20 protein-coding genes and 1 pseudogene are annotated in these 24,034 nt (G+C 63.6%); 8 read left to right on the forward strand and 13 right to left on the reverse strand.

Translation table 11 applies throughout. The features are described from left to right. Positions 1–8: 8 nt before the first annotated feature. The 7 genes and pseudogenes from DSC91_RS06945 to DSC91_RS38180 all read left to right on the forward strand — a co-directional run. Positions 9–872 carry a carbohydrate ABC transporter permease gene (locus DSC91_RS06945; RefSeq protein ID WP_162831415.1) on the forward strand — a complete coding sequence of 288 codons (864 nt, stop codon included), beginning with the start codon at positions 9–11 and terminating at the stop codon, positions 870–872. A 3-nt stretch (positions 873–875) separates the two neighbouring features. Beyond that, positions 876–1,982, forward strand: coding sequence for an ABC transporter ATP-binding protein (locus DSC91_RS06950; RefSeq protein ID WP_115777448.1), 1,107 nt, complete (start codon positions 876–878; stop codon positions 1,980–1,982). A 48-nt stretch (positions 1,983–2,030) separates the two neighbouring features. Further along, positions 2,031–2,810, forward strand: coding sequence for a 3-ketoacyl-ACP reductase (locus DSC91_RS06955; RefSeq protein WP_115777449.1), 780 nt, complete (start codon positions 2,031–2,033; stop codon positions 2,808–2,810). 11 nt (positions 2,811–2,821) lie between these two features. Further along, entirely contained in the window at positions 2,822–4,444 is a 1,623-nt protein-coding gene (locus tag DSC91_RS06960; protein WP_115777450.1) for a GMC family oxidoreductase, read from the forward strand. A 9-nt stretch (positions 4,445–4,453) separates the two neighbouring features. Beyond that, positions 4,454–5,632 carry a dihydrodipicolinate synthase family protein gene (locus DSC91_RS06965; protein WP_115777451.1) on the forward strand — a complete coding sequence of 393 codons (1,179 nt, stop codon included), beginning with the start codon at positions 4,454–4,456 and terminating at the stop codon, positions 5,630–5,632. Between the two features lie 71 nt (positions 5,633–5,703). Then, positions 5,704–6,282 carry a heme-binding protein gene (locus DSC91_RS06970; RefSeq protein ID WP_115777452.1) on the forward strand — a complete coding sequence of 193 codons (579 nt, stop codon included), beginning with the start codon at positions 5,704–5,706 and terminating at the stop codon, positions 6,280–6,282. Continuing rightward, positions 6,279–6,428 (forward strand): annotated as a pseudogene (locus tag DSC91_RS38180) (MFS transporter); the annotation flags it as partial. The gene DSC91_RS06970 and the pseudogene DSC91_RS38180, both read left to right, overlap by 4 nt. Positions 6,429–6,471: 43 nt before the next feature. Here the strand turns inward: DSC91_RS38180 and DSC91_RS06980 are convergent. From DSC91_RS06980 to DSC91_RS07005, 6 genes are all read right to left on the reverse strand, one after another. Next, a complete protein-coding gene (locus DSC91_RS06980) occupies positions 6,472–8,052 on the reverse strand; it encodes an aldehyde dehydrogenase (NADP(+)) (RefSeq protein WP_115777453.1) in 1,581 nt (526 codons plus the stop codon). After that, positions 8,052–9,050 carry an amidohydrolase family protein gene (locus DSC91_RS06985; RefSeq protein WP_115777454.1) on the reverse strand — a complete coding sequence of 333 codons (999 nt, stop codon included), beginning with the start codon at positions 9,048–9,050 and terminating at the stop codon, positions 8,052–8,054. Before DSC91_RS06985 ends, DSC91_RS06980 begins: the two co-directional genes overlap by 1 nt. Then, positions 9,028–9,975: a YncE family protein gene (locus DSC91_RS06990; protein WP_115777455.1), complete on the reverse strand. Its 948-nt coding sequence runs from the start codon at positions 9,973–9,975 to the stop codon at positions 9,028–9,030. The genes DSC91_RS06985 and DSC91_RS06990 overlap by 23 nt, the downstream gene beginning before the upstream one ends. Positions 9,976–10,089: 114 nt before the next feature. Then, positions 10,090–11,382, reverse strand: coding sequence for an MFS transporter (locus tag DSC91_RS06995; protein ID WP_115777456.1), 1,293 nt, complete (start codon positions 11,380–11,382; stop codon positions 10,090–10,092). A 176-nt stretch (positions 11,383–11,558) separates the two neighbouring features. Beyond that, positions 11,559–12,731, reverse strand: coding sequence for an L-rhamnonate dehydratase (locus tag DSC91_RS07000; RefSeq protein ID WP_115777457.1), 1,173 nt, complete (start codon positions 12,729–12,731; stop codon positions 11,559–11,561). Between the two features lie 86 nt (positions 12,732–12,817). After that, a complete protein-coding gene (locus DSC91_RS07005) occupies positions 12,818–13,864 on the reverse strand; it encodes a 4-hydroxythreonine-4-phosphate dehydrogenase PdxA (RefSeq protein ID WP_115777458.1) in 1,047 nt (348 codons plus the stop codon). A 172-nt stretch (positions 13,865–14,036) separates the two neighbouring features. Between DSC91_RS07005 and DSC91_RS07010 the strand changes: the two genes are divergently transcribed. Next, positions 14,037–14,984, forward strand: coding sequence for a LysR family transcriptional regulator (locus DSC91_RS07010; protein WP_115777459.1), 948 nt, complete (start codon positions 14,037–14,039; stop codon positions 14,982–14,984). Positions 14,985–15,051: 67 nt separating this feature from the next. On the opposite strand, the gene DSC91_RS07015 is transcribed toward DSC91_RS07010, so the two are convergent. The 7 genes from DSC91_RS07015 to DSC91_RS07045 form a co-directional block, all read right to left on the reverse strand. Continuing rightward, the gene (locus tag DSC91_RS07015; RefSeq protein WP_115777460.1) at positions 15,052–16,614 is read right to left on the reverse strand and encodes a methyl-accepting chemotaxis protein; all 1,563 of its coding nucleotides are present in this window, start codon (positions 16,612–16,614) and stop codon (positions 15,052–15,054) included. A gap of 169 nt (positions 16,615–16,783) precedes the next feature. Continuing rightward, entirely contained in the window at positions 16,784–17,896 is a 1,113-nt protein-coding gene (locus DSC91_RS07020; protein ID WP_115779730.1) for an aldose epimerase family protein, read from the reverse strand. 183 nt (positions 17,897–18,079) lie between these two features. Beyond that, complete coding sequence (locus DSC91_RS37370) at positions 18,080–19,096, reverse strand: aldose epimerase family protein (RefSeq protein WP_162831343.1); 1,017 nt, start codon at positions 19,094–19,096, stop codon at positions 18,080–18,082. A 176-nt stretch (positions 19,097–19,272) separates the two neighbouring features. Beyond that, positions 19,273–20,352, reverse strand: a complete 1,080-nt coding sequence (gene yjfF / locus DSC91_RS07030) for a galactofuranose ABC transporter, permease protein YjfF (protein WP_115777462.1) — start codon at positions 20,350–20,352, stop codon at positions 19,273–19,275. Further along, a complete protein-coding gene (locus DSC91_RS07035) occupies positions 20,349–21,389 on the reverse strand; it encodes an ABC transporter permease (RefSeq protein WP_115777463.1) in 1,041 nt (346 codons plus the stop codon). The genes yjfF and DSC91_RS07035 overlap by 4 nt, the downstream gene beginning before the upstream one ends. Then, on the reverse strand, positions 21,386–22,900 hold the full coding sequence (locus DSC91_RS07040; RefSeq protein ID WP_115777464.1) for a sugar ABC transporter ATP-binding protein: 1,515 nt from the start codon (positions 22,898–22,900) through the stop codon (positions 21,386–21,388). Before DSC91_RS07040 ends, DSC91_RS07035 begins: the two co-directional genes overlap by 4 nt. Before the next feature lie 118 nt (positions 22,901–23,018). After that, positions 23,019–23,987: an ABC transporter substrate-binding protein gene (locus DSC91_RS07045; RefSeq protein WP_115777465.1), complete on the reverse strand. Its 969-nt coding sequence runs from the start codon at positions 23,985–23,987 to the stop codon at positions 23,019–23,021. Positions 23,988–24,034 lie beyond the last annotated feature (47 nt).

A 24,034-nucleotide genomic window follows, 5' to 3' on the forward strand; every position in this document is an offset into this window, starting at 1 on the left:
CACCACAGATGGTGGTGGGCAAGCACAACTACATCTCACGCATCGTCATCTACTCGATGCTCGCGGTAACGGCGGTCGTGTACCTCGTACCGCTGCTTGTGATGCTTCTGACCTCGTTCAAGCCGTTGCCCGAGGTCTACGCGGGCAACATTCTCGCCCTGCCCCACGAATGGACCCTCGCCGCGTGGGCAAAAGCATGGGGCTCGGCGTGCGTGGGGCTTGATTGTTCTGGCGTGAAAGGCTTCTTCTGGAACTCGTTCCGGATGGTGATTTCAGCCGTCGCGCTATCCACACTGATCGGCGCACTGAATGGCTACGTGCTGACCAAGTGGCGTTTCAAGGGCGATAGCGTGCTGTTCGCACTCGTCCTGTTCGGCTGCTTCATTCCGTTTCAGATCGTCCTCATCCCGATGGCATCGTTCCTCGGTAAGGTCGGACTTGCACAGTCGATTCCCGGCCTTGTATTCGTCCATGTCGTGTATGGCCTCTGCTTTACGACGCTCTACTTTCGCAACTACTACATCGCGTTTCCGGACGAACTCGTCAAGGCAGCGATGATCGACGGCGCCCGCTTCTTCCGGATCTTCTTCCGGATTCTGCTTCCGAACTCAGTGCCGATCATTACCGTCACCGTGATCTGGCAGTTCACGAATATCTGGAACGACTTCCTGTTCGGCGCCTCCTTCACGACCGGCAGCACGGCGCCGATCACGGTCGCGCTCAACAACATCGTCAACACGTCCACCGGTGTCAAGGAATACAACGTCCAGATGGCAACGGCAATGATCGCCGCCTTGCCCACGCTTCTGGTCTATGTGATCGGCGGTCGTTACTTCGTTCGCGGTTTGATGGCCGGTTCGGTCAAGGGGTAAAAAATGTCTTCTCTCCACGTATCCAATGTCCGCAAGGCATACGGTTCCACTGAAATCCTTCGCGAGATCAATATCGATGTTGAGGACGGGGACTTCCTCGTTCTGGTCGGTCCGTCCGGTTGCGGCAAGTCCACCCTGCTCTCCCTGATTGCGGGCCTCGACACACTGAGTGGCGGTGAAATCCGGATCGGTGCCGACAAGGTTAACGACCTGCATCCGAGCGAACGCGACATCGCGATGGTGTTCCAGAGCTATGCGCTGTATCCGAACATGACCGTCGGCCAGAACATCAGCTTCGGCCTCGAGATGCGAAAAGTGCCGAAGCCGGAACGCGAGAAGGCCGTGCAGGACGCAGCGCGCCTCCTGCAGATCGAGCACTTGCTGGACCGGCGCCCTGCCCAGCTTTCCGGCGGTCAGCGTCAGCGTGTCGCGATGGGCCGGGCACTGGTGCGGCACCCGAAGATCTTTCTCTTCGACGAGCCGCTTTCGAATCTCGACGCCAAGCTTCGGGTCGATATGCGCACCGAAATCAAGAAGCTGCATCAGCGGCTCGGTGCAACGATCGTCTACGTCACGCACGACCAGATCGAGGCGATGACGCTTGCTACCCGGATCGCCGTGATGAAGGGCGGCATTCTTCAGCAGCTCGGCACGCCCGCTGAGGTCTACAACACACCCGCGAATACGTTCGTGGCCACCTTCATGGGTTCGCCATCGATGAACCTCATTCCGGCTCGCATCGAGCAGAAGAACGGCGCGCTCAACCTTCACATCGGCAGCGGTCAGGATGGGGTCGATCTTGCCTTGCCGCCCCAACCGGCAGCTGTGGAACGGTATGTCGGGAAAAACGTGATAGCGGGACTTCGCCCCGAAGCGATAGGCGTCGAGAACGAGCGCGCCACGTCGTCCATCCGCACTGTCCCAGTGAAGATTAACGTACTCGAGCCGACCGGGCCCGACACGCTAGCCGTTCTGGAATTCGGCGGCATGGAAGTGTCTGCCCGTTTGGGAGCCGATCTGCTTCACCGGTCAGGGGAGCGCTGCGAGCTACGGGTGGATCTGTCGAAACTCGTCCTCTTCGACGCTGAAACGGAAGCCCGGATTCATTGAGCCTCGCACGGCGCTACGGCGCTACGCGAATTGAAAGATGGTGTAGCCATGAGCAAGTCAGTGGGAAAGTCCCCGACCGCACTGGTAACAGGCGGCCGGAGAGGCATCGGTCGATCGATCTGCGTAGCGCTCGCGCGCCGCGGCTTCGATGTTGTTTTGACGGATGTCGTACAAGATGAAGAAGCGGAGCACACCTGCTCGCTGATCAGGCACGAAGGCCGGGATGCGCTCTTTATACAGAGCAATCTGAGCGACATTGGTTCGCATGCCGAGGTTCTCGAGAAGGCCGTCCGTTTCAAAGGCGGCGTGGCGTGCCTTGTGAACAACGCAGGTATCGGTTCACCGAGCCGCGGCGATCTGCTCGACGTCTCATCTGAAGCGTTCGATGCCGTTATCGGCATCAACCTGCGCGGAACGTTTTTCATGTCGCAAGCAGTGGCGCGCCACATGGCAGCCACACCTTCCGACTTTGCCCGTTCGATCATCACGGTCTCGTCGGTATCCGCGGAGATGGCCTCACCCGAACGCGCCGAGTACTGCCTGTCGAAATCCGCCTTGCCGATGATGACCCGGCTGTTCGCGCTGAGGCTGGCCCGCGCGAATATCGCCGTCTTCGAAGTCAGACCCGGAATCATCAGAACGCCGATGACGGCGGGCGTAGCGCAAAAGTACGAGACACGTTTCGAACAGGGTCTCGTTCCGGCCGGGCGCTGGGGTGAAAGCGACGAGGTCGGCCAGGCCGTCGCCACGCTAGCCGACGGCTCGCTCCCGTTTGCCACGGGGAGTGTTCTGAATGTGGACGGCGGCCTGTCCATTCCCGCTTTTTGAAGCTGACTGACATGAAAACGACAACATACGACTACGTGATTGTGGGCGGTGGTTCGGCGGGCTGCGTGCTGGCCAATCGCCTCAGCGCCGACCCCTCGGTGAAAGTCCTGCTGCTGGAAGCGGGCGGCTCTGACCGCCATCCCTTCTTTGCGATGCCCGCGGGCTTCGCAAAGATGACCAGGGGCATCGGGTCATGGGGGTGGTACACCGTGCCGCAAAAGCATCTGAACAATCGTGTCCTGCGCTTCACTCAGGCCAAGGTGATCGGAGGTGGTTCGTCCATCAATGCCCAACTCTATACGCGCGGCGTGCCTGCCGACTACGACGAATGGGAGAGCAAGGCAGGCGCCACCGGTTGGTCTTATCGCGATGTTCTGCCCTACTTCAAGCGCTCCGAGAACAATCAGCGCTTTGCCAACGAGTATCACGGCTACGGCGGCCCGCTAGGGGTGTCGAATCCGATCAGCCCGTTGCCGATCTGCGAAGCGTTCTTTCAGGCTGGACAGGAACTGGGGATTCCTTTTAACCCCGATTTCAATGGCGCGAGCCAGGAAGGACTTGGGTATTACCAGCTCACCCAGCTCGATGCACGGCGCTCCTCCACGGCGACCGGGTTCATCAGGCCTGTTCTGGACCGGCCGAACCTGACTGTCTGGATGCAGACCCGATCGCTGCGCGTGCTTGTCGAGGCGAACCGGGCGGTTGGGGTGGAACTCGTTGTGGATGGTGGACGCGATCCGCAGGTCGTCCGCGCGGAGCGCGAGGTCATCGTCTCGTCGGGCGCGATCGGCTCGCCGAAACTGCTGATGCAGTCCGGGATCGGCCCGGCCGGTCATCTGGAATCGGTGGGCATCAAAACCATTCACAACCTTAAAGGCGTCGGCGAGAATCTGCAGGACCACCTGGACCTTTTCGTGATCGCGGAATGTACCGGCGATCACACCTACGACAAATACAACAAGCTGCACCACGCCGCGTGGGCCGCACTGCAATACCTGGTGCTGAAGAAAGGACCTGTCGCCTCAAGCCTCTTCGAAACGGGAGGTTTCTGGTATGCCGACCGCGATGCAACGTCGCGCGACCGGTCCCCCGACATCCAGTTTCATCTGGGGTTGGGATCGGGCATCGAAGCCGGCATGGCGAAACTGAAAAACGCCGGCGTGACGCTAAACACCGCTTACCTTCGGCCCCGCTCGCGAGGCACGGTTCGCCTGTCGAGTTCCGATCCCTCCGCCGCCCCGCTGCTTGATCCGAACTACTGGTCCGATACTCACGATCGCGACATGGCGATCAAGGGCCTGCGGCTTGCGCGAGACATCATCAGCGCGCCCGCCATGAAGCGGTATGTGCAAAGTGAAGTCCTTCCAGGCCCGCGTGCAAACACGGATCAGGAGCTTTTCGATTACGCCTGCGCGAATGCGAAAACCGACCACCATCCAGTCGGCACATGCCGGATGGGCTCCGCGAACGATCCGGATAGTGTCGTCACACCCGATCTTCGTCTGATCGGCCTCGACGGATTGCGCGTGGTCGACGCATCAGTCATGCCGTTCGTGCCTTCGTGCAACACCAACGCACCGACGATCATGGTGGCTGAGAAAGCGGCCGACATGATCATCCAATCCAGACATTGAGAGGGTTTCATGAAGATCAATCTGCCAGCCCACGACGGCACGATCCAAACCTACGCGATGCAGCATCAGGAAGACGCGGCGCCACTCGCGACGACGCCAACGTTTAACCGCATTGCCTACGCAGCAGCACACGTTGTTGTTGATCCGCGCGCCGCGTACGAACCATGGGGCGACGCGCCGCGCGTCGATTGGGATAGCACGCTTGCGTTTCGCGAGCATCTCTACAGCCTGGGCTTCAAAGTCGCCGAAGCGATGGACACGGCGCAGCGAGGCATGGGCATTGGCTGGCCAACGGCTGCCGAACTGATCCGACGCAGCGTCGCCCATGCTCGTACGATCCCAGGTGCAGACCTTGCCTGTGGGGCGGGCACCGATCATCTGGATAGTACGCGACGCCACTCACTGTCGGACATCATCAATGCGTACAACGAGCAGTTCGAGGTAGTGGAATCCGCGGGCGGCCGCCCGATCATGATGGCAAGCCGCGCGCTCTGTGCTGCGGCCCGCTCTGCCGACGACTACAAGAACGTCTACGACGCCGTGATCTCCTCGTCGCGCAACAAGGTCGTTCTGCACTGGCTCGGCGATGCGTTCGACGCGTCCCTTGCCGGATACTGGGGCAGCAGTGACGTGCAGACGGCGATGGCAACGGTCCTCGACATCATCAGACAGCACCGCAGCAACATCGAAGGGATCAAGATTTCGTTGCTGAATGCCGAGTACGAGCGTCAGCTGCGGTCCCAGCTTCCTGAAGGCGTTTTAATGTTCACCGGTGACGATTACAACTACGGCGACCTGATTGCGGGTGACAGCACAGGCCAATCGCACGCATTGCTTGGCATCTTCGACCCGATCGCGCCCGTGGCATCCCGCGCATTGGTTGCGCTTGCAGCTGGCGACCTCGAACGGTACCACCAGTTGATAGGGCCGACGATCTCGCTGTCGCGCGAGCTCTTTGTAGCGCCAACGCAGTATTACAAGGCGGGTGTCGTATTCCTCGCGTGGCTGAACGGTCATCAAAGCCACTTCTCGATGGCCGGTGGCATGCAGTCGGCCAGGTCGGTTCTGCATTACGCCGACGTGTTCCGGAAAGCGGATACTGCGGGCGTCCTGATCCGTCCGGATCTGGCGCGTCGCCGGATGGGTGAATTCCTCAATCTTCATGCCGGTATTGAGAACCACAAGTGAGTCTCTCAGGATGGGTCGCCAATGGCGTCTCTCGGCGAGCGAATGGACCCGATGCGGGGCGTGAGGCCGTCATGCCAGCAGAAAAAGTTCATGCCAATCAGCTAGGTCGCCTGCGCAAGCAGGCGCGTTCGACCGTCTTGCCTCGACTGGACGCCGCCGCGGCGAGAGCCATGGGCGAGATTGCCATCAACCTTGCCTTGCGGCGCGGGTTGTCCATCGCCGTTTGTATAGCAAGGCCAAAGCAGACGTTGTTCTTTTGCGCGCTCGACGGCTCCGGAACGCTTGACGAGACGCGATTGCAGGCACGGCTGAAGACCGCGCTGGCGTTTGGGCAGAGCTCGATGGAAGTTGGCTTTCGGCTGCGGCAGAGCGGTCGTTCGCTGTTGGATTTCGGATTCGATAGTGAAGCGTACAGCGCCGAGGGTGGCGCAATACCGCTATTCGTTCGCGGACAGGGACTGGAAGGCGCGGCGGCAATTGCCGGGCTCACCGGCGAAGCCGACCATGAACTTGTCGTCGAGGCGGTCTGCTGGCATCTCGGCGTTGAATACGATCGCAGTTTTGCAGGTACACCGTTTCAAAGTGCAAGAGCGCAAGCACGGCGTCGAAACGACGGAACGAGAATCCACGGAGCAAGGAAACAGGAATGACGGGACATGTCACCACCAGCATCTCAACGGTGCACGAGACGGATCTTGCCGTCACGAATCGGGATCTCAGACGCGTCATCAGCGCCAGTGTCGCCGGCAGTGCGATGGAATGGTATGACTTCAGTATCTACGGCACTGCGTCGGCGTATTCGGGATGTACGGCATTCGGCGATTGCATCGTGTGCCAGTCTAACCCTGGCCGAGCCGGCCGTCGCGCACCCGCCAGATATCGAGCGGGTTGTCGTCTTGCAGCGCGAGCGGCAGCAGTTCCGCGGGCAGATCCTGATAGCAAACCGGCCGCAGAAAACGCTCGATCGCCATCGTGCCGACCGATGTCGTGCGCGGATCGGACGTCGCTGGGAACGGCCCGCCATGCACCATCGCATGCGACACCTCGACGCCGGTCGGATAGCCGTTCGCGAGAATCCGTCCCACCTTGCGTTCGAGCGTCGGCAGCAGGCGCCGCGCGAGCGCGACGTCGTCCGCCTCGACGTGCAGCGTCGCCGTGAGCTGCCCTTCGAGGTGCTCCGCGAGCGCGATCATCTCGTCGACATTCTTGCAGGTCACGATCAGCGACGTCGGCCCGAAGATTTCGTCCCCGAGTTGCGGGTCCGACATGAACGCTTGCTGCGACGTCGCGAACAACGCCGGGCACGCGGCGCTTTTCGCGTCCGTGTCGGCGCCGCGCGCGAGCGCATGCACTTCCCCGCCCGCCGCACGCTCGGCGATCCCATTAGCATACGCAGCCGCAATGCCGGCGGTCAGCATCGTCTGCGCGCCCTTCTGCCCCAACGCTTGCGCGGCCGCATCGACGAACGCCTGCGTATTGGGCCCGTCGAGCACGACGACGAGCCCCGGATTCGTGCAGAACTGCCCAACGCCGAGCGTCAGCGAATCGACGAACCCGCGCGCGATCTTCGCGCCGCGCTTCGCGAGCGCGCCCGGCAGCACGAAGAACGGATTGATGCTGCTCATCTCCGCATACACCGGAATCGGCTCGCGACGCTTCGCGGCGATGTCCATCAGCGCGAGGCCGCCGCCGCGCGAGCCGGTGAAGCCGACCGCCTTGATCGCCGGATGCGCGACGAGCGCCTCGCCGATCGCGTTGCCCGCGCCGATCACGAGCGAAAACGTGCCTTGCGGCAGGCTGCACGCGCGCACCGCCTGCTGGATCGCGCGCCCGACAAGCTCCGACGTGCCGAGATGCGCAGGATGCGCCTTCACCACGACCGGGCATCCGGCCGCTAACGCGGATGCGGTGTCGCCGCCCGCGACCGAGAACGCAAGCGGGAAATTGCTCGCGCCGAACACCGCGACCGGCCCGACCGGAATCTTCTGCAGACGCAGGTCCGCGCGCGGCAGCGGCTTGCGCTCGGGCTGCGCGGGATCGATCGTCGCGGCGAGCCAGCGCCCGTCGCGTATGTGCGACGCAAAGAGCCGCAATTGCCCGACCGTCCGTCCGCGCTCGCCTTCGAGCCGCGCGACCGGCAGCGCCGATTCCTGATGCGCACGCTCGATCAGCGCGTCGCCGAGCGCGAGAATGTTCTCGGCGATCGTCTCGAGAAAGCGCGCGCGCGTGTCGAGCGGCGCCGCCCGGAATACATCGAACGCCGCATGCGCGAGCCGGCACGCGCGGTCGACGTCGTCCGCGCTGCCCGCGCCGAATGGCGGCTCGAGCGCCGTGCCGCGCGCCGGGTCGAATGCGAACACCGTCCCTTCCGCGCCGCGTACCGACGCGCCGCCAATCAACATCTCTCCGGTGATCTGCATCATCGTCCTGTCTGTGTGTCCCGTTTGCGAGCTTCGTCGAGATCGATCCGGTAGATCCGGATCGCGTTGTCATGCCAGATCGCGCGGCGTGCCGCGTCGTTCAGCTGCCGGTCCGCGATCGCGGCCGCGAACGTCCGCACCAGCGCCGGATACGCGATCCGCAATCCGGCGACTGGAAAGTTGCTCGCGAACATGCAGCGTTCGGCGCCGAAGATCGCGACCGCGTCGCCGATGATCCGGCGATTCTCCGCGTCGTTCCATGCGGCGTCGCGCAACCCGAATTCGGACAGCTTCACCGACACGCGCGGCTGCCCGGCGAGCGCTTCCATCCCGCGCCGCCAGCGCGCGAGACCGGTGTCCGAACGGTCCCACGGCAGCCCCGCGTGTTCGAGCACCACATCGACCGCCGGCGCATCGGCGAGCCGCGCGGCCGTTTCGTCGAGATGCCAGAACGGCACGCGCAAATCCCAGCACAGCTCGTGCGCGGCGAGCCGTTCGAGCGCGCGCGGCCAACGCGGGTCGCTCAGCGTGCCAGGGCCATCGACCGTGGCGTCCGGCGTCGCCGACGTGCGCGGCTTGAAGCGCACGCCGCGCACGAGCGGATACGCGGCCTGCTCGGCGAGGCGTTCGTCGGCATCGTCGGCGAGCAGGTCGACCCACGCGACGACGGCGGACGGAATCGGATAACGCGCCGCGACGTCATGCAGCCAGCGCGTTTCCGCGAGCGCGTCGTCGCGCAGGCACTCCGCTTCGACGTGCACGCTCGCGACGACCGGCGCGCCGCCGGCCGCGCGCCGGAATTCGTCGACGCCGAAGTCGTTGCACAGGTCCGCGTAATCGCCGAGGATGAAGTGCTCGGGATCGTACGCGCCCTGCAGCCAGGGATAGCGAACGTCGCCGTTCAGGCGCCACAAGTGATGATGCGCGTCGACGATCGCATCCGGCAGCGCGAACGCCGCGTCGTCCGCGCGCGGATCAGCGGCCGCTTGCGAGCACATAGGACGCGTCCGGCTCGCGCAGCGTCGGCATCTCGTTGACGAAGCACCAGGCAGTCAGGTCGAGCTCGCGCACGTGATCGTCCTGGAACGACACATAGGCGGCGGGCCGCGACGGATGGAACGACAGCGCGGTCGGATTCGCCGGCAGCGCGATGCGCTCGACTTCCTCCAGCAGTTCCGCGTCGAACACCGAGATCGACTGTTCGCCCGAATTCGTCAGCAGCAGCAGATCGCGGCCGTCGGCCGAGCTCGTCCGGTAGATACGGTTCGGATCGTTGCGCGTTTTCACGCGGCGGCCGCAGGTCATCGTCGCAGTGTCGATCGCGACGAGCGTGTCGTCGCCGCGGTTCGCGACGAACAGCGTCTTCTCGTCGCTGGACAGCGCGTTGCCTTCGGGGCGCGGCCCCGGCATCACCGCGCGCGGCGTCACGGTCGCGTCGCGCGGATCGAACTGCGTGACCGTGTTCGACAGCAGATGCACGCCGTACGCGCGGCTCGCGTCGCGCGTCAGCGTGACGAGGTGCGTTTTCACGCCGCCGGACGGCACTGCCAGGTTCGGCACCGTCTGCTCGCGCGGACGATCGAACACGAGCAGCATGTCGTTCGCCTCGCTCATCGCGTACAGACGCCCGTCGTGGTCGCTTGCCATCCCGTGCGGCCGGTAGTACGGCCACAGGTCCAGCATCCGCGTGAGCTTGCGCTCGTGCAGATCGATCTCGGCGATCCGGTGATCCCCGTCCTGGCCACGCGTCCACGCGGTTTCGATCCCGAAGATGCCGACGTACGCGAAGCGGCGCTCCGCGTCGACGGTGAACTCGTGCGGGAAATTCGGCAGCACGATGTGCTTGAGCGCCGCCTTCGTCTCCAGATCGTAAAAGCTGAAAGTATGGGCACATTTCTGCACCAGCAGCAGGATGTCGTTCATTGTGAATCTCCGTCCTTCGAGGTTTCGCTGCGGCACGCATGTCGTGCGGCAGCGAGTGTGGGTGCGTTGCGTTGTGCGTTCACAATCGTCAATCGTTAATCGTTAATGGACTTCTCAGTCCTCGCAGCGCTTCGGCAACGTCAGCGCGAGCAGGCCGGCCACCGCGAGCGTAACCGCAAGGCTGTACACGCCGGCCGCCGAGCTCACGTGCTGGGTCAGCACACCGACCGCGTACGGGCCGCAGAAGCCGCCGAGGTTGCCGAGCGCGTTAATCAGGCCGCGCGCACTGCCGGCGGTCTCAGGGCTGCAGAGCTTAGGCGGAATCGCCCAGAACACGCCGGCCGCCGCCTGCAGGAAGAAGCCGCAGCCGATCAGGAACGCGAACGACACGAGCATCGTCTCGTGCGTCAGCACCGACAGCGCGAGGCATGCGGCGAAGCCGACGAGCGGCAGCAACACGAACAGGCGGCGCTTGCCGGTCAGGTCGGACAGATACGACGTCACGAACATGCCGATTACCATCGCGATGTACGGCAGCATCGCGAGCAGGCCGATCTTGCCCATGCCGGTGTGCGTGAGGTTCTTCAGCAGCGTCGGCAACCACATCGTGTAGCCGTAGATGCCGACCTGGTAGCAGAAGTTGATCGCGATCAGCAGCCAGATCGTCGGGTTGCGCATCATCGCGCCGAACGACGCCGAGGTCGGCTTGCCCGACGCGCGCTTGCGCTCCTGCTCTTCGCGCAGCGCGTCGAGAATGTACGCCTTCTCGCGCGGCGACACCCAGCGCGCGGTCTCGGGGCCGTCGTCGGCGAGCAGCATCCAGACGATCAGGAACAGCAGCGACAGCGCGCCCGTACTGAAAAACAGGTGGCGCCAGTCGTACGCGGCGAGAATGTAGCCGGACAGCGGCGCGGTGATCATCCCGGCGAGCGGCACGAACATGATGACCATCGCGTTCGCGCGCCCGCGTTCGCGATCGGGGAACCAGTTGCTGACCATCGTCAGCACGACGGGCAGCATCCCGCCTTCGGCGACGCCGAGCAGGAAGCGCAGCGTCAGCAGCTCCCACGTATGCGTGACGAGGCCGGTCAGCCCCGACAGCGCGGCCCAGCTGACGAGCGACCACGCAATGAATTTCTTGCCGCTGCCGAGCGCCGCGCGCTTGCCGCCGGGAATCTGAAGAAACAGGTAGCCGAAGAAGAAGATCCCGCCGGCCAGACCGGCCATCGTCGCGTCCATGCCGAGATCGGCGTTCATCCCGCCAGGCATCGCGAACGCGATGTTCACGCGATCCATGTAAGAGATGACGCACGCGAGCAGCAGCGGCGGAATCACGCGCAGCCAGCGGCGGCGTGGAATGGCTTCGCCGGCGTCGTAAGCCGGGTTGGCCGGGGTCAGCACAGTCATGGTGTCTCCATTTTTGGGTAGTTGGCAGCGGCGGACTTCTGATGGACCGCCTGTTACGCCGTGACGAACCGGCATGGAGCCGGCCGCCCGTGCGGAACGCATGGGCGTTCCGCCTCTGCGCAAACGCCTGCCCGTCCGCGCGACAAACGGATCTCAGCGGCGCCAGCGCGGCGTGATCACTCCACGATATCGAACTGGTCGAGGAACTCGGTCTTCAGCGTGAGGCCGAGGCCCGGCACGTCGTCGCGCAGCTGCAGGTAGCCGTTCTCGGCGACCGGCTCGCCGTCGAAGATGTAATAGAACAGCTCGTTGCCGACCTCGACGTCGAACATCGGGAAGTACTCGCTCATCGGAGACGCGAGCGAGCTCATCGTCAGGTGATAGTTGTGCATCTGGCCCGCATGCGGGATCACCGGCACGCTGTACGCCTCGCACAGCGCGTTGATCTTGTGCGCCATCGTAATGCCGCCGACGCGGTTGGTGTCGTACTGGACCACCGACACCGCCTTGCGGTCGAGCAGCTGCTTGAATCCATACAGCGTGAACTCGTGCTCGCCGCCGGAGATCGGGATGCTCGTCAGCTGGTTCAACTCCGCGTAGCCGTCGATGTCGTCGGCGATCACCGGCTCTTCCAGCCAGCGCGGCTGATACTGCTCGAGCTTCGGCAGAATCCGCTTCGCGTACTCGAGGTTCCAGCCCATGTAGCACTCGAGCATCAGGTCGTTGTCGTAGCCGATCACTTCACGGACCGCGGCGACCGACTTCAGGTTCTCGACGACGCCCTGCTGCCCGTGCGCGGGCCCGTAGCCGAAGCGCATCTTGAACGCCCGGAAGCCCTGGTCGAGGAATTTCTGCGCCTCGGCCTGCATGTCCTTCAGGTCGGTGCGATAGAGCTTCGAGTAGTAGCACGGAATCTTCTCCTTCGTGCGGCCGCCGAGCAGCTTGAAGACCGGCTTGCCGACGCTCTTGCCGAGGATGTCCCAGATCGCGATGTCGACGCCCGAGATCGCGGCCATCCCGATCCCCTTGCGGCCCCATGCGTGCGTCGCGCGGTACATCCGCTGGTTCAGGTATTCGTAGTCCCATGGGTCCTGGCCGATCACGAGCGGCGCGAGGTACTGGTCGATGATCGCCTTCGCGACCTGCGGCGCCAGCGCGACGTTGCCGTAACCGACGATCCCGTCGTCGGTCTCGACTTCGACGACCGTCCACGAATGGAAGCGGAACGTGCTCATCGTTTCCTGCGGCGCGTACAGCAGGTCCATCGCGTTCGCGCAGAAATTGCCCTGCGGCGGCACGGTCTTGCCCTTCCATTGGTATACGCGGGCGCGTACGGCCTTGATCTTCATTACGGTGTCTCCTGAGATTCGATGTGTTTCGTCGTGTTTCGTCGTGTTTCGATGCGTCGTGAAGCGCGCGGGCGGCCGGACGGCCGTTACGCGGAAATCGTCTGCTGCCGGCGCGCGGCGCCCATCCGGCAGGCGATCTGCAAGGCCTGCCAGGTCGCGCCGACGTCGGCGGTGCCGCGGCCCGCGATGTCATACGCGGTGCCGTGCGCGGGCGTTGTGATCGGCACCGGCAGCCCGCCCTGCACGGTCACGCCGCGCGAGAAGCCGAGCAGCTTGATCGCGATCTGCCCCTGGTCGTGGTACATCGTGACGATCGCCTGGTAATCGCCGGCCTGAGCCTTCAGGAAGATCGTGTCGGCCGGGAACGGGCCGTGGAACGGCGCGTCGGTCGGCCAGTCGCGCGCCTGCAGCTTCTCCACCGCGGGCTCGATGATGTCGATCTCTTCGCGGCCGCAGCTGCCGCCGTCGCCGCCGTGCGGATTGAACGCGGCGATCGCGACCTTCGGCGCCGCGATGCCGTTCGCGAGCAGCGACCGGTAGATCAGCTCCGACGCCTGCTCGATCCGCTCCACGCTCAGGTAGCCCGGCGCGTCCTTCAGCGGCACGTGCGACGAGATGCGCGACGTCCACAGCTCGCCGAGCGTGTTGAATTCGCAGAAGTAGCCGGTCACGCCGAGGTATTCGGCGAAGTGGTGGAGCTCGTCCTCGTGCTTCAGGCCGCCTAGCTTCATCGCGTGCTTGTTCAGCGGCGCGAAGCAGATCGCGTCGACCTCGCCGGCGAGCGTGGCGTCCATGCACAGGTTCAGCACGGTCAGCACCGAGCGGCCGCCGGCCGCGCCGACCTCGCCGAACTTCACTTGTGCCGGGTCGATCGTGTCGATTCCGACGAACGCGGGGCGCGCGATCGACGGCCGGTTGCGCGCGGCGGCGAGCGACCCGATCGGCTCGACGTCGACTTGCACACCGGCAACGCGCTGGCCGGCTTCCCACAGCCAGCGGTCGCCGATCAGCACGAGGTTCGCGCGGGACGTCGCATCGGGGCGCGCGAGCAGCTTCGCGATCAGCTCGGCACCGATGCCGGCGGGATCGCCGAGCGTCAGCGCGACGACGGGCAAGCTCGACGGGGCCGTCATGCGGGTTCTCCCGCATGCGCCGCGCGGCGCGCAACCGTTGAATCCATCTGCATAGTGCGTCTCCGTTTTCGCCGGAACCCGGCTGTTTCTGATATGGGGTTCATGCTAGGTAGACGGAACGTGCCCGTAAATTGAAAACTCTTGATGAATCGATAACCTGAGGTAATCAAATATGGGCTCAATCGACAAACGCGACTCGACGCCGCAGTTGCTGAACCGGCTGCGGATGCGTCAGATCGCGTTGTTGCTCGCGGTCGACGAATGCTCGACGCTGCGCGCGGCGTCCGCCCGGCTCGGCCTCACGCAGCCGGCCGCCACGAAAATGCTGCACGAGCTCGAGAACGCGCTCGGCCAGCGGCTGTTCGATCGTGTCGGGCGCGGCCTCGTGTTGAATCCGGCCGGCGAGCGCGTGCTCGGCTATTTCCGCGGGATCCGCGGCAGCATGGAGGCGCTGAACCGCGAGCTCGCGGAGCTGCAGCTCGGCAGCGCCGGGCGGCTCGCGATCGGCAGCATCATGGCCGCGTCGCCGGGGCGGCTCACCGAGGCGCTCGTGAAGTTGAAGGCGCGCTATCCGCTGCTCGCGATCGAGATCGCGGTCGACACCAGCGACCGGCTCATGCCGCAATTGCAGGAAGGCGTGCTCGAGGTCGTGATCGGCCGCAACGCCGGCAGCGACTGCGTGTTCCGCGCGGTCGACGACGAGGCGCTCGCGATCGTCTGCGGCCGCGACCATCCGCTCGCGGGCGCGGGGCCGGTCGGGTTCGACGCGCTGCTTGCATATTCGTGGATCCTGCAGCCGGGCGGCAGCCCGGCGCGCGAGGTTATCGAGGGCGAGTTCCGGATGCATCACCAGCCGATGCCGCGCGGGCTGATCGAGACCGGCTCGATGCTGACGACGATGAACCTCGTCGACCGCTCGCAGATGCTCGGCGTGATCCCGCTGACGGTCGCGCAGCGCAACGCGGAGCACGGGCTCGTCGCGATCGTCGACTACACGCTCGCGCAGAAGCTGCCGTCGTACGGCAGCCTCGTGCGGCGCGACCGGCCGCTCAGCATCCCCGCGCGACAGTTCCTCACGCTGTTCCATCACGAGGACGACGGCGAGCCGCCGCGCACGTGACTTACGGCGTTGTCAGGTTGCTGGGCCGGTCACGTGAGATGGCGTGACGAAGATCATGGACGCGCGCTCAACGATGCCCATCGGAATCGAGTTTGAACGTGGCGACGGCATTGCTCAGCAGCACGGCCTGTTGTTCGAGCGACTGTGCAGCGGCACTGGCCTCTTCGACGAGCGCGGCGTTTTGCTGCGTCGTTGTATCCATCTGCACGACTGCCTTGCTGACTTCTTCAATGCCTTTGCTTTGTTCCTGAGCGGCATCGTATATCTCGATCATCAGTTCGCTCACTGACGTCACCGACGATAAAACGTCGGTCATGGTACGGCCCGCACGCTCGGCGAGCGCCGAGCCTTCGGCGATCTTCCCAACCGTGCCATCGATTAACTGTCTGATTTCCTTCGCTGCCTGGGCGCTGCGCTGGGCGAGGCTTCTGACTTCGCTTGCGACCACGGCGAACCCTCGCCCCAGCTCGCCTGCCCTCGCGGCCTCCACAGCAGCATTCAAGGCAAGAATATTCGTCTGGAAGGCGATGCTGTCGATCAGGCCCACGATCTCGGCAATCTTGCTGGAATGAACCGAAATGCCCTGCATGGTTCTGACAACGTCGTCGACAACCTGTCCGCCGGCGGACGCCGTCTCCGATGCTTTCGACGCCTGTCTGCTCGCCTTGTCGGCATTCTCCGCGTTCTGCTTTACCGTGGAGGTCAATTGCTTCATGCGTGCCGCCGTCACCTCAAGCGAGGCAGCCTGGTGCTCGGTGCGGCGCGACAGATCCGCACTGCCGGACGCTATTTCCTGAGCGCCGCAGTTGATTGACTCGGTGCTCGTCCGCACACTTCGCACGGTCTGGACCAGCGCCTCCTGCATCGTCTTGACGTCGGCGAGCAGTGCGCCCATTTCGTTGCGGTGCTGAATCAGCACCTCTGCGCTCAAGTTGCCGGATGCGATGCGCCGCAGGTGCTCCATGATCTGCGCAACCGGACGGACCACGATTCCGACCAGCATGGCCCGCGCGAAGATGCCGATCGCGAGCGCCGCGAGCGCCGTTCCTGCCAGCAACGCAATCATCATCCGGAAGCGCGTCTGGGCTTGTGCATAGCGCGTGCGCTGGCCGTCGATGACGGAATTTTCACTCTCCTTCATCGTACTCTGGTAGGCATTGACGGACGCCTGGGTCTCCTTGCCTTGCAGCTCCTTGAAGCGGCCGAAATTCATGTGCTCGAGCGCCTCCAATTCCGGCAGCACCGCCTTGTCGAGAACCGCGCGACGTTGTGTCTTCAACTGCGTGGCGGCGCGTGATTCCGCATATTGGGACTGCAACGAAAGGAAACTGGTGAACTGGCGATCGGATTCGCGAATATCCACGCGTGCTGCATCGAGCAGTGCGGGTTCGGGATCCCCTAACCCGTATAGCGCGTGGTAGCTGTCGAGCGAAACGCGAGCGCGTTGAAGCAGTGCATCGCTGGTCTTGAGCGCGACCAGGGCACTCGTGTCCGTTTCGTACATTTCACGCAACGCGTCATTGCCTAGCTTCAGCGCCCCGATGCCTACAATGCTCTCGACGGCGAGAATCGTGACGAATACTGCGATCACGAGCGTCAAACCCGCACGGATGGTCAAACCTTTGAACATGCTCGCCCCGTTATGTAGCGACCTGGCGAATCGTGCGACACAGTGTGTAACTCGGCCAGGATCGTTTTCCGCACCTGCAGTAATGCGGTGAGTTCTTGTTGTGAATAAACACGAGTCCGTGATACCCGGCCCCAGTCGACACCACGGCCAGAGCGCCGTGCCCGATCCTCTACTGCTCTGCCTGCCTTGCCAACACGCCTGTCTGGTAAACCGTCACCTGACGATACGGGATCTCGCTCGTCGCGATGACCGCACGACGGTCCGGCATGTTGATCTGGTTCGGAAACCCACCTGCCTCCAGACAGAGGCCGGCGTGGGTTCGATAGGGCACGCCACCTCGTCCCAGTGTTCCGCCAAGCCGGTTTCCGCTGTAAAACTGCAACCCGGCCTGGTCGGTCGATACGGTCAGCATGCGTCCGCTTTCCGGGTCGACCACTGTTGCTACCGGACGCACCCGCGATGACTCCAGGAGTGCGGGGTTCAACGTATTCTTCGGCATGTCCGCCCCGTCACGCAGCACGTAACAGTGGTCGAAACCCTGGGCGAGGTCCAGCTGGGGATGGCGAACATCGAGCCTCGAACCAATGGAAGCTTCGTGCCGGAAATCGAACGGCCCACCGTCCACGGATGCGCACTGGCGAGGGATAAGCGCTGCGTCGACCTCAAAATAGGCGTCCGACTGTATCTTCATCCGGTGTGCGCGAATGTCGCTACCTGCCCGGGCCGCGAGGTTGAAGTACGGATGACTCGTCAGGTTGACCGGCGTTGCACGATCCGTGCGTGCCATGTATTCAATCGCCAGTGCGTTATCGTCGCTCAATGTATAGCGGACCTGCACCTGCAGGTTGCCTGGAAAGCCGCCGTCGCCATCGGGAGAATCGAGGCGCATGATGAGCGCGTCACCATCCTGTTCCGACTTCCACACGATCTGGTGAAATCCATTCAGTCCACCATGCAGCAGATTCAGACCTTCATTCGGAATCAGCGGATATTCGACACCGTCCAGATTGAACCTTGCCGCCTCGATCCGGTTGGCCCATCGGCCGACAAGCGCTCCCATATACGCGCCGGACACCAGATACTCACCGGGTGTGTCATGGCCTAAGAGGATCTCACCCGGAATGCCGTCCCGGTCCGGCGCTATCCATGAGACAAGCGCCGCGCCCAGATCGCTAATCCGGATATTCACGCCGTTTGTATTCGTGAGCGTAAACGTCCGTACGTTCCTGCCGTCGGGCAACGTACCCCAGGAGGCGACCTTCACCCGCTCGACCCTATTCATCTTGTTCGACAGCACAGACCGTCACCTCCACAAAAACATAGTCGAGAACACGGCCGCCTCGATCACCGCCCCACAGCCCGCACGAGCCGTATCCGTCCAGCACAACGTCGTTGCGTGCCGAGCGGCACACCGTGCGCATAGCGCGAACCTTCCCCGCGCAAGGTCGCCCAAGGGAACGTCCAATCACTGTCGCCCCGTTTTTGTCGCCGATCCCAGACGTTCGGCAGTAAAACTGAAGCGGCGAGACAGTCTTTCGCCGGCAGCGAGCATCGTCAGGCCATTTGCCTCGCCCTTCCCTGGCAGAGCCGCCGCACCAGGCCGGCCATCGCCCGGCTGGAAGCAGAAGAAGCTCCCCTGACGTGGTGTATGGAGCGCGTAGTTGGCAGTGTTCGCGGAAATCGTCAGCGAGAACTGGCGCGTGGGCCACTCCACGAGCGCACGGCCGCCCCACCCCGTAAATACATGATCGACCAGCGACCGTGGCAACGGATAGGTCACACCGAATTGCCAGGCGGGCGGGGTTGGAACGTGCCGCGGCGCATCCCAATCATCCCTGGTGAGCCACAGGCCGCTGGCCGGTGCGCACAGTCCGGTATCCGCATCACGTACCAGGAATGGACGAATGCCGATCCCGAACGGTAATGTTCTACGCCCCCTGTTTTCGATCTCGATCGTTACCGTCAGCGTCGGTCCGTCGATCTGATACGTCTGAATGGCGTGATACGGTTTCCGCAAGGTGCCTGCGGTTCTCAACCGCACGCATCTGGCGTCCGCCGATTCAATTTCCCAATCTCCCGGAACACGACCATCACCGGCCGGGACCCGATCTTCGGCGTAATTGCACAGCGCGCACAGTGCGCACTGTGGTCCCAATAGACACCCCGCAAGGCACGACCGCCGTTCATCCAGACGAAAAGGCGTTGAAAATACGGGGTGACATGCGAGTTGCCGGGCATCCACACCCGACGTAACCGCCGAAGGCGCGAGAAACACAGGCACCCACACACCACGATCATTCCAGTCAAACCGGGTAACGCCCCCAACCACGCCTGATACAACGTCAAGCTTCAGATAGGCGTTTGCCAATGTCACGCAGTCGCCGACATTCACAGCCTCGTTTGATCTGCCGGCGGCCCGCCGTGCGATGTCCATGACGGCTGAAGCAGCCGAATCGACCTCGCGGGGATCTACCATGTACATACCCCACTCCCTCCAGACAAAACGCCTGTCCGTTGTCCGTTTCATCCTGCATCGGGACGACTTTCAATTCGCTGGTCATGCGTTTGTGATCGCGCAACTTCCATCGAGACCGCACTCTGACGCGTGCCCGGTTGTTGTCTCACGCCACCGGCTCACCCGTTGCGGGCTCAAGCCGCTCACACCATCGTCACGAGATCGGCCTCGTCACCAACGCCCGCCGGCGGTTGCCGTTTGCCAGGCGGCACGCCCGGTTTCGCGTCGAACCCTGTACCACCTGAGCGCCGCCGCACCGCGTGCCGCTCGATAATCCGCTGCAGCAGGCAGAACACACACAGCAGCGCGCCGATTACGATGCGCGTCCACCATGAACTCAGCGTGCCATCGAACGTGATCAATGTCTGGATCGTGCCGAGTATGCCGACACCGAACAACGAGCCGATCACATAGCCGACGCCGCCGGTCAGCAACGTGCCGCCGATCACGGTCGCGGCGATCGCGTCCAGCTCCATCCCCTGCGCCTGCAGCCCGTAGCCGGACAGCACGTACAACGTGAACACGACACCGGCGAGCGCCGAGCACAGGCCACTCAGGGCGTACACGGCGACCTTCGTACGCGCGACCGGCAGTCCCATCAGCAGCGCCGAGCGCTCACTGCCGCCGAGCGCATAGACGTTGCGCCCGAAGCGCGTGAAGTGTGCAACATAGAGTGCGGCGGCCAGCGTCGCGAGCGCGATCAGTGCGCCCGCGTTGAGCGAGCCGGCGCCGATTGGCACGCTCAGGCCGGCAATCGCATGGAACGTCGGTTCGTTAATCGTGATCGATTGGGTCGTGATCAGGAAGCATGCGCCGCGCGCAAGGAACATGCCGGCAAGCGTCACAATGAACGGCTGCAGGTGGAAGAAGTGAATCAGCGCGCCCATCGCTGCGCCATAGAGCGCGCCAAACATCAGGACGAGCGGCACGATCACCCAGATCGGCCAATGCAGCCGTTCAGCGCCGACCGCGCAGAGGATCGTCGTCAGTGCGACCACCGCGCCAACCGACAGGTCGATACCGCCAGACACGATCACGAACGTCATGCCGATGGCAACGATCAACAGGAACGCGTTGTCGACGAACAGACCGGTCAGCACCTGCATCGAGAAGAAGCCCGTGTACATCACCGAGCCGAAGCCGAACAGCGCGGCAAACAGCACGATTGTCACGACGATCGGCAAAGTACGAGGGTCGGCCAGTCGACCAGTCAACTTGCTCATGAGTGTGTCATTCCGGTGGATGCGCGGGACCGCGCGGAAGAGAAAGATCGCATTAGCTGCTTGACGAGCAACGCGCGAGCCGTTTCGGACTGGATCACGCTAACCACCACCACGACGATGGCTTTCACGACAAGCGTCGCCTCCGGCGGCACGCCGATCGAGTACGTCGTATAGGTCAGCGTCTGGATGATCAGCGCGCCGAGCACCGTGCCTGCCAGGCTGAAGCGGCCGCCTAGCAGCGAGGTGCCGCCGAGCGTCACCGCGAGGATTGCGTCGAGTTCGAGCAGCAGTCCCGCATTGTTGCCGTCTGCGCTGCGCACGTTCGAGCTGGCGATGATCCCGGCAATCGCCGCCATCAGCCCGCAGAACACATAGACGCTGAACACGATCGTGCCGGAGCGCAAGCCGACCAGACGGGTCGCGACCGGATTCACGCCAATGGAGCGGATGAAGAGTCCAAGCGCGGTGCGGTTCACGAGCAGCGCGGTCGCCGCCGTCACGGCGATCGCGATCCACACCGAGCACGGCAGCGTGGCGAGATAACCGTCGCCGAGCTTCAGGTAGCCCGGCGCGTCGATCGGGATAATCTGGCCGCCCGTCAGCAACTGGGCGATGCCGCGCCCCGCGACCATCAGGATCAGCGTCGCGATGATCGGCTGCATGCCGACGAACGCAACCAGCAAGCCATTCCACATGCCCGCCAGCAGCCCTACTCCGGCCGCCGCGAGCAGCGCCTCGCCAACGTGGGACGGGTCCGCTTCCAGGACGATGGACGCCGCCGCGCCGGCAATCGCAACGGTCGCGCCGACCGAGATGTCGATGCCGCGCGTCGCGATCACAAGTGTCATGCCGAGCGATACGATCACGAGCGGCGCCGCCCGATTCAGGATGTCGATCGGTGCGCCGAACAGGTGGCCGTCGAGAACCGTGATCGACAGGAAGCTGGCCCGATGCGCGAGGTCGAGCGCGAATAGCAGCACGAGCGTGAGCGCCGGCCAGATCAACTGATGACGAAGCAATGCCTGAATCCGTTTCACGACTGACCTCCGGCAATGAGTCGATACACCTGATCTTCCGACAGTTTCTCGCCAGAGACCTCCGCAACCTTGCGCCGATCGCGCAGCACGGCAACCCGGTGGCTCACGCGCACCACCTCGCTTATCTCCGAAGAGATGAACAGGATGGCAAGCCCCTTCGCGCACAGCGAAAGCACGCGATCCATGATGTCGAACTTCGCGGCTACGTCGATGCCTCGCGTCGGTTCATCGAGAATCAACAGCTTCGGCTCGGTTGCCAGCCAGCGCGCCAGCAGCACCTTCTGCTGATTGCCGCCTGAAAGCAGGCCGATCGGCTGCTCGGCGTCGCGCGCCTTGATGCCGAGGCGTCCGATGTAGTCATCGGCAATCTCGCGTTGCCGCGCCCGGCTCAGCATGCGCCACCAGCCGCGCCGCGCCTGCAGCGCGAGAATGATGTTCTCGCGTATCGACAGCGCGGCAACGATGCCCTCCTTCTTGCGATCTTCGGGACAATACGCAATACCGTGCCGCACGGCATCGCGTGGCGAGGCGAGCTTCACGGACTGTCCGTCGACCCGCATCGTGCCGGCGTCCGGACGCTCCGCACCGAACACGAGCCGCGCCGTCTCGGTGCGCCCCGAACCGAGCAACCCCGCGAGCCCGAGAATCTGTCCCGGACGCACTTCGAGATCGACCGGGTTCATCAGACCGCGCCGGCCCACGCCCTGCATCGACAGGAATGGTGCCGCGCGACTGTCCTCGCGTGCGAGGTCCGCGGCGCCGCTCTTCAGCCTCTCTTTCATACGCTCATGGCCCGTCATCTTTGCGACGAGCAACTCGACGGGTAGGTCCTTCGCGAGATATTCGCCTTCGCGCTCGCCGTTGCGCATCACCGTGATGCGATCGGACACCGCATAGGTTTGCTCCAGAAAGTGCGTCACGAACAGGATCGCCATGCCCGACGCCTTCAGTTGCCGCAACACGGCAAAGAGGCGCGCAACCTCACCGTCGTCGAGGCTCGAGGTCGGTTCGTCGAGAATCAGCACGCGTGCATCGACCGACACCGCCCGCGCGATCGCGACCATCTGCTGCACCGCGATCGGATAGGCGTCGAGCGAGCGCGTGACATCGAGGAAAATATCCAGGTTCGCGAGCGCTTCATTGGCGCGCGCGTTGATTGCCTTCCAGTCGATCGCTCCGCGTTTCTTCGGCTGCCGCCCGGCGAAGATATTCTCCGCGACGGACAGGTTTGGACACAGGTTCACTTCCTGGTAGAGCGTCTGGATGCCCGCGGCTTCGGCCTCGAGCGGGGCCGCGAAGCGCACGGTCTCGCCACCGAGCCGAATCTCGCCGGAATCGTGCCCGAACACGCCGGTCAGCACGTTGATCAGCGTTGACTTCCCCGCGCCGTTCTGGCCCATCAGGGTATGAATCTCGCCGGGAAAGAGGCGAAAATTCACCTGCTGCAGTGCCTTGACGCCCGGAAAGGTCTTGTCGACGCCGATAATCTCAAGAATGGGTGCGTGGGTCATAGGTGAATGGAACGTCAAATCCGCCCCGTCAAAGTGGTCGAAGACACAGCCACACAGCCGCACAGCCCGGGCGATGCGCGCCGGGCCGCGGAGCACGTAATACCGATGACTGCCTGCGTCAATACTTGCGGGTCGGCAGGATCTGCGCCGCAACGTTCATCGGAAAAACGGTCTCGTTTGTCACGATGCGCTTCGGCACCTGCTTGCCCGCGACCACGTCCTTCACCGCGGCCATCAACTGCGGCCCGAGCAGCGGGCTGCATTCGACGTCGACATTGATCTTGCCCGCGACCATCGCCTGAAAACCACCCTTCGTCGCGTCAAAGGAGACGACGCTCAAGTCCTTGCCGGGCTTGATGCCCGCTTCCTCCATGGCCTGGATCGCGCCGAGCGCCATGTCGTCGTTGTGCGCGTAGACGACATTGATCTGTTTGCCGTAGGTCTTTGCGAACGCTTCCATCACCTGCTTGCCGCCTGCAAGCGTGAAATCGCCGCTCTGCGACGCGATGATCTTGAACTTCGGATCGTTCCTGATCACCTCGATCAGGCCCGCGTGACGGTCGTTGGCCGGCGCAGAGCCGACAGTCCCCTGCAGCTCGACGATATTGACGGGTCCCGCTTCGCTCTTGTAGCGTTCTTCGAGCCAGCGGCCTGCACGCCGTCCTTCCTCGATGAAGTCGGATCCGATCACCGTCACGTAGAGCGAGGTGTCCTTCACGTCGACCGCGCGGTCGGTCAGAATGACGGGAATGTGCGCGGCCTTCGCCTCGGTCAGCACCGGCTCCCAGCCAGACTCGACGACCGGTGAGAACGCGATCACGTTGACCTTCTGCGCGATGAACGAGCGGATCGCCTTGATCTGGTTTTCCTGCTTCTGCTGCGCATCCGAGAACTTAAGGTTGATACCCGCATCTTTCGCGGCCGTCTTCACCGACACGGTATCGGCCGTGCGCCATGCGCTTTCTGCACCGACCTGCGAAAAACCGAGCGTGATGGGCTTTTCCTGCGCCGATGCGTCGACACCTGCTGCCAGCGTTAGCGTCGTGCCGATCAGCGTGCCGATTGCGAGCTTCCCGATAAGTCTCATGGTGTGTCTCCGTTCTGGTTGGTTTATTTGTAGCGCCGCACCACACG

It is taken from the genome of Paraburkholderia caffeinilytica (genome assembly GCF_003368325.1).
Lineage (GTDB): Bacteria > Pseudomonadota > Gammaproteobacteria > Burkholderiales > Burkholderiaceae > Paraburkholderia > Paraburkholderia caffeinilytica.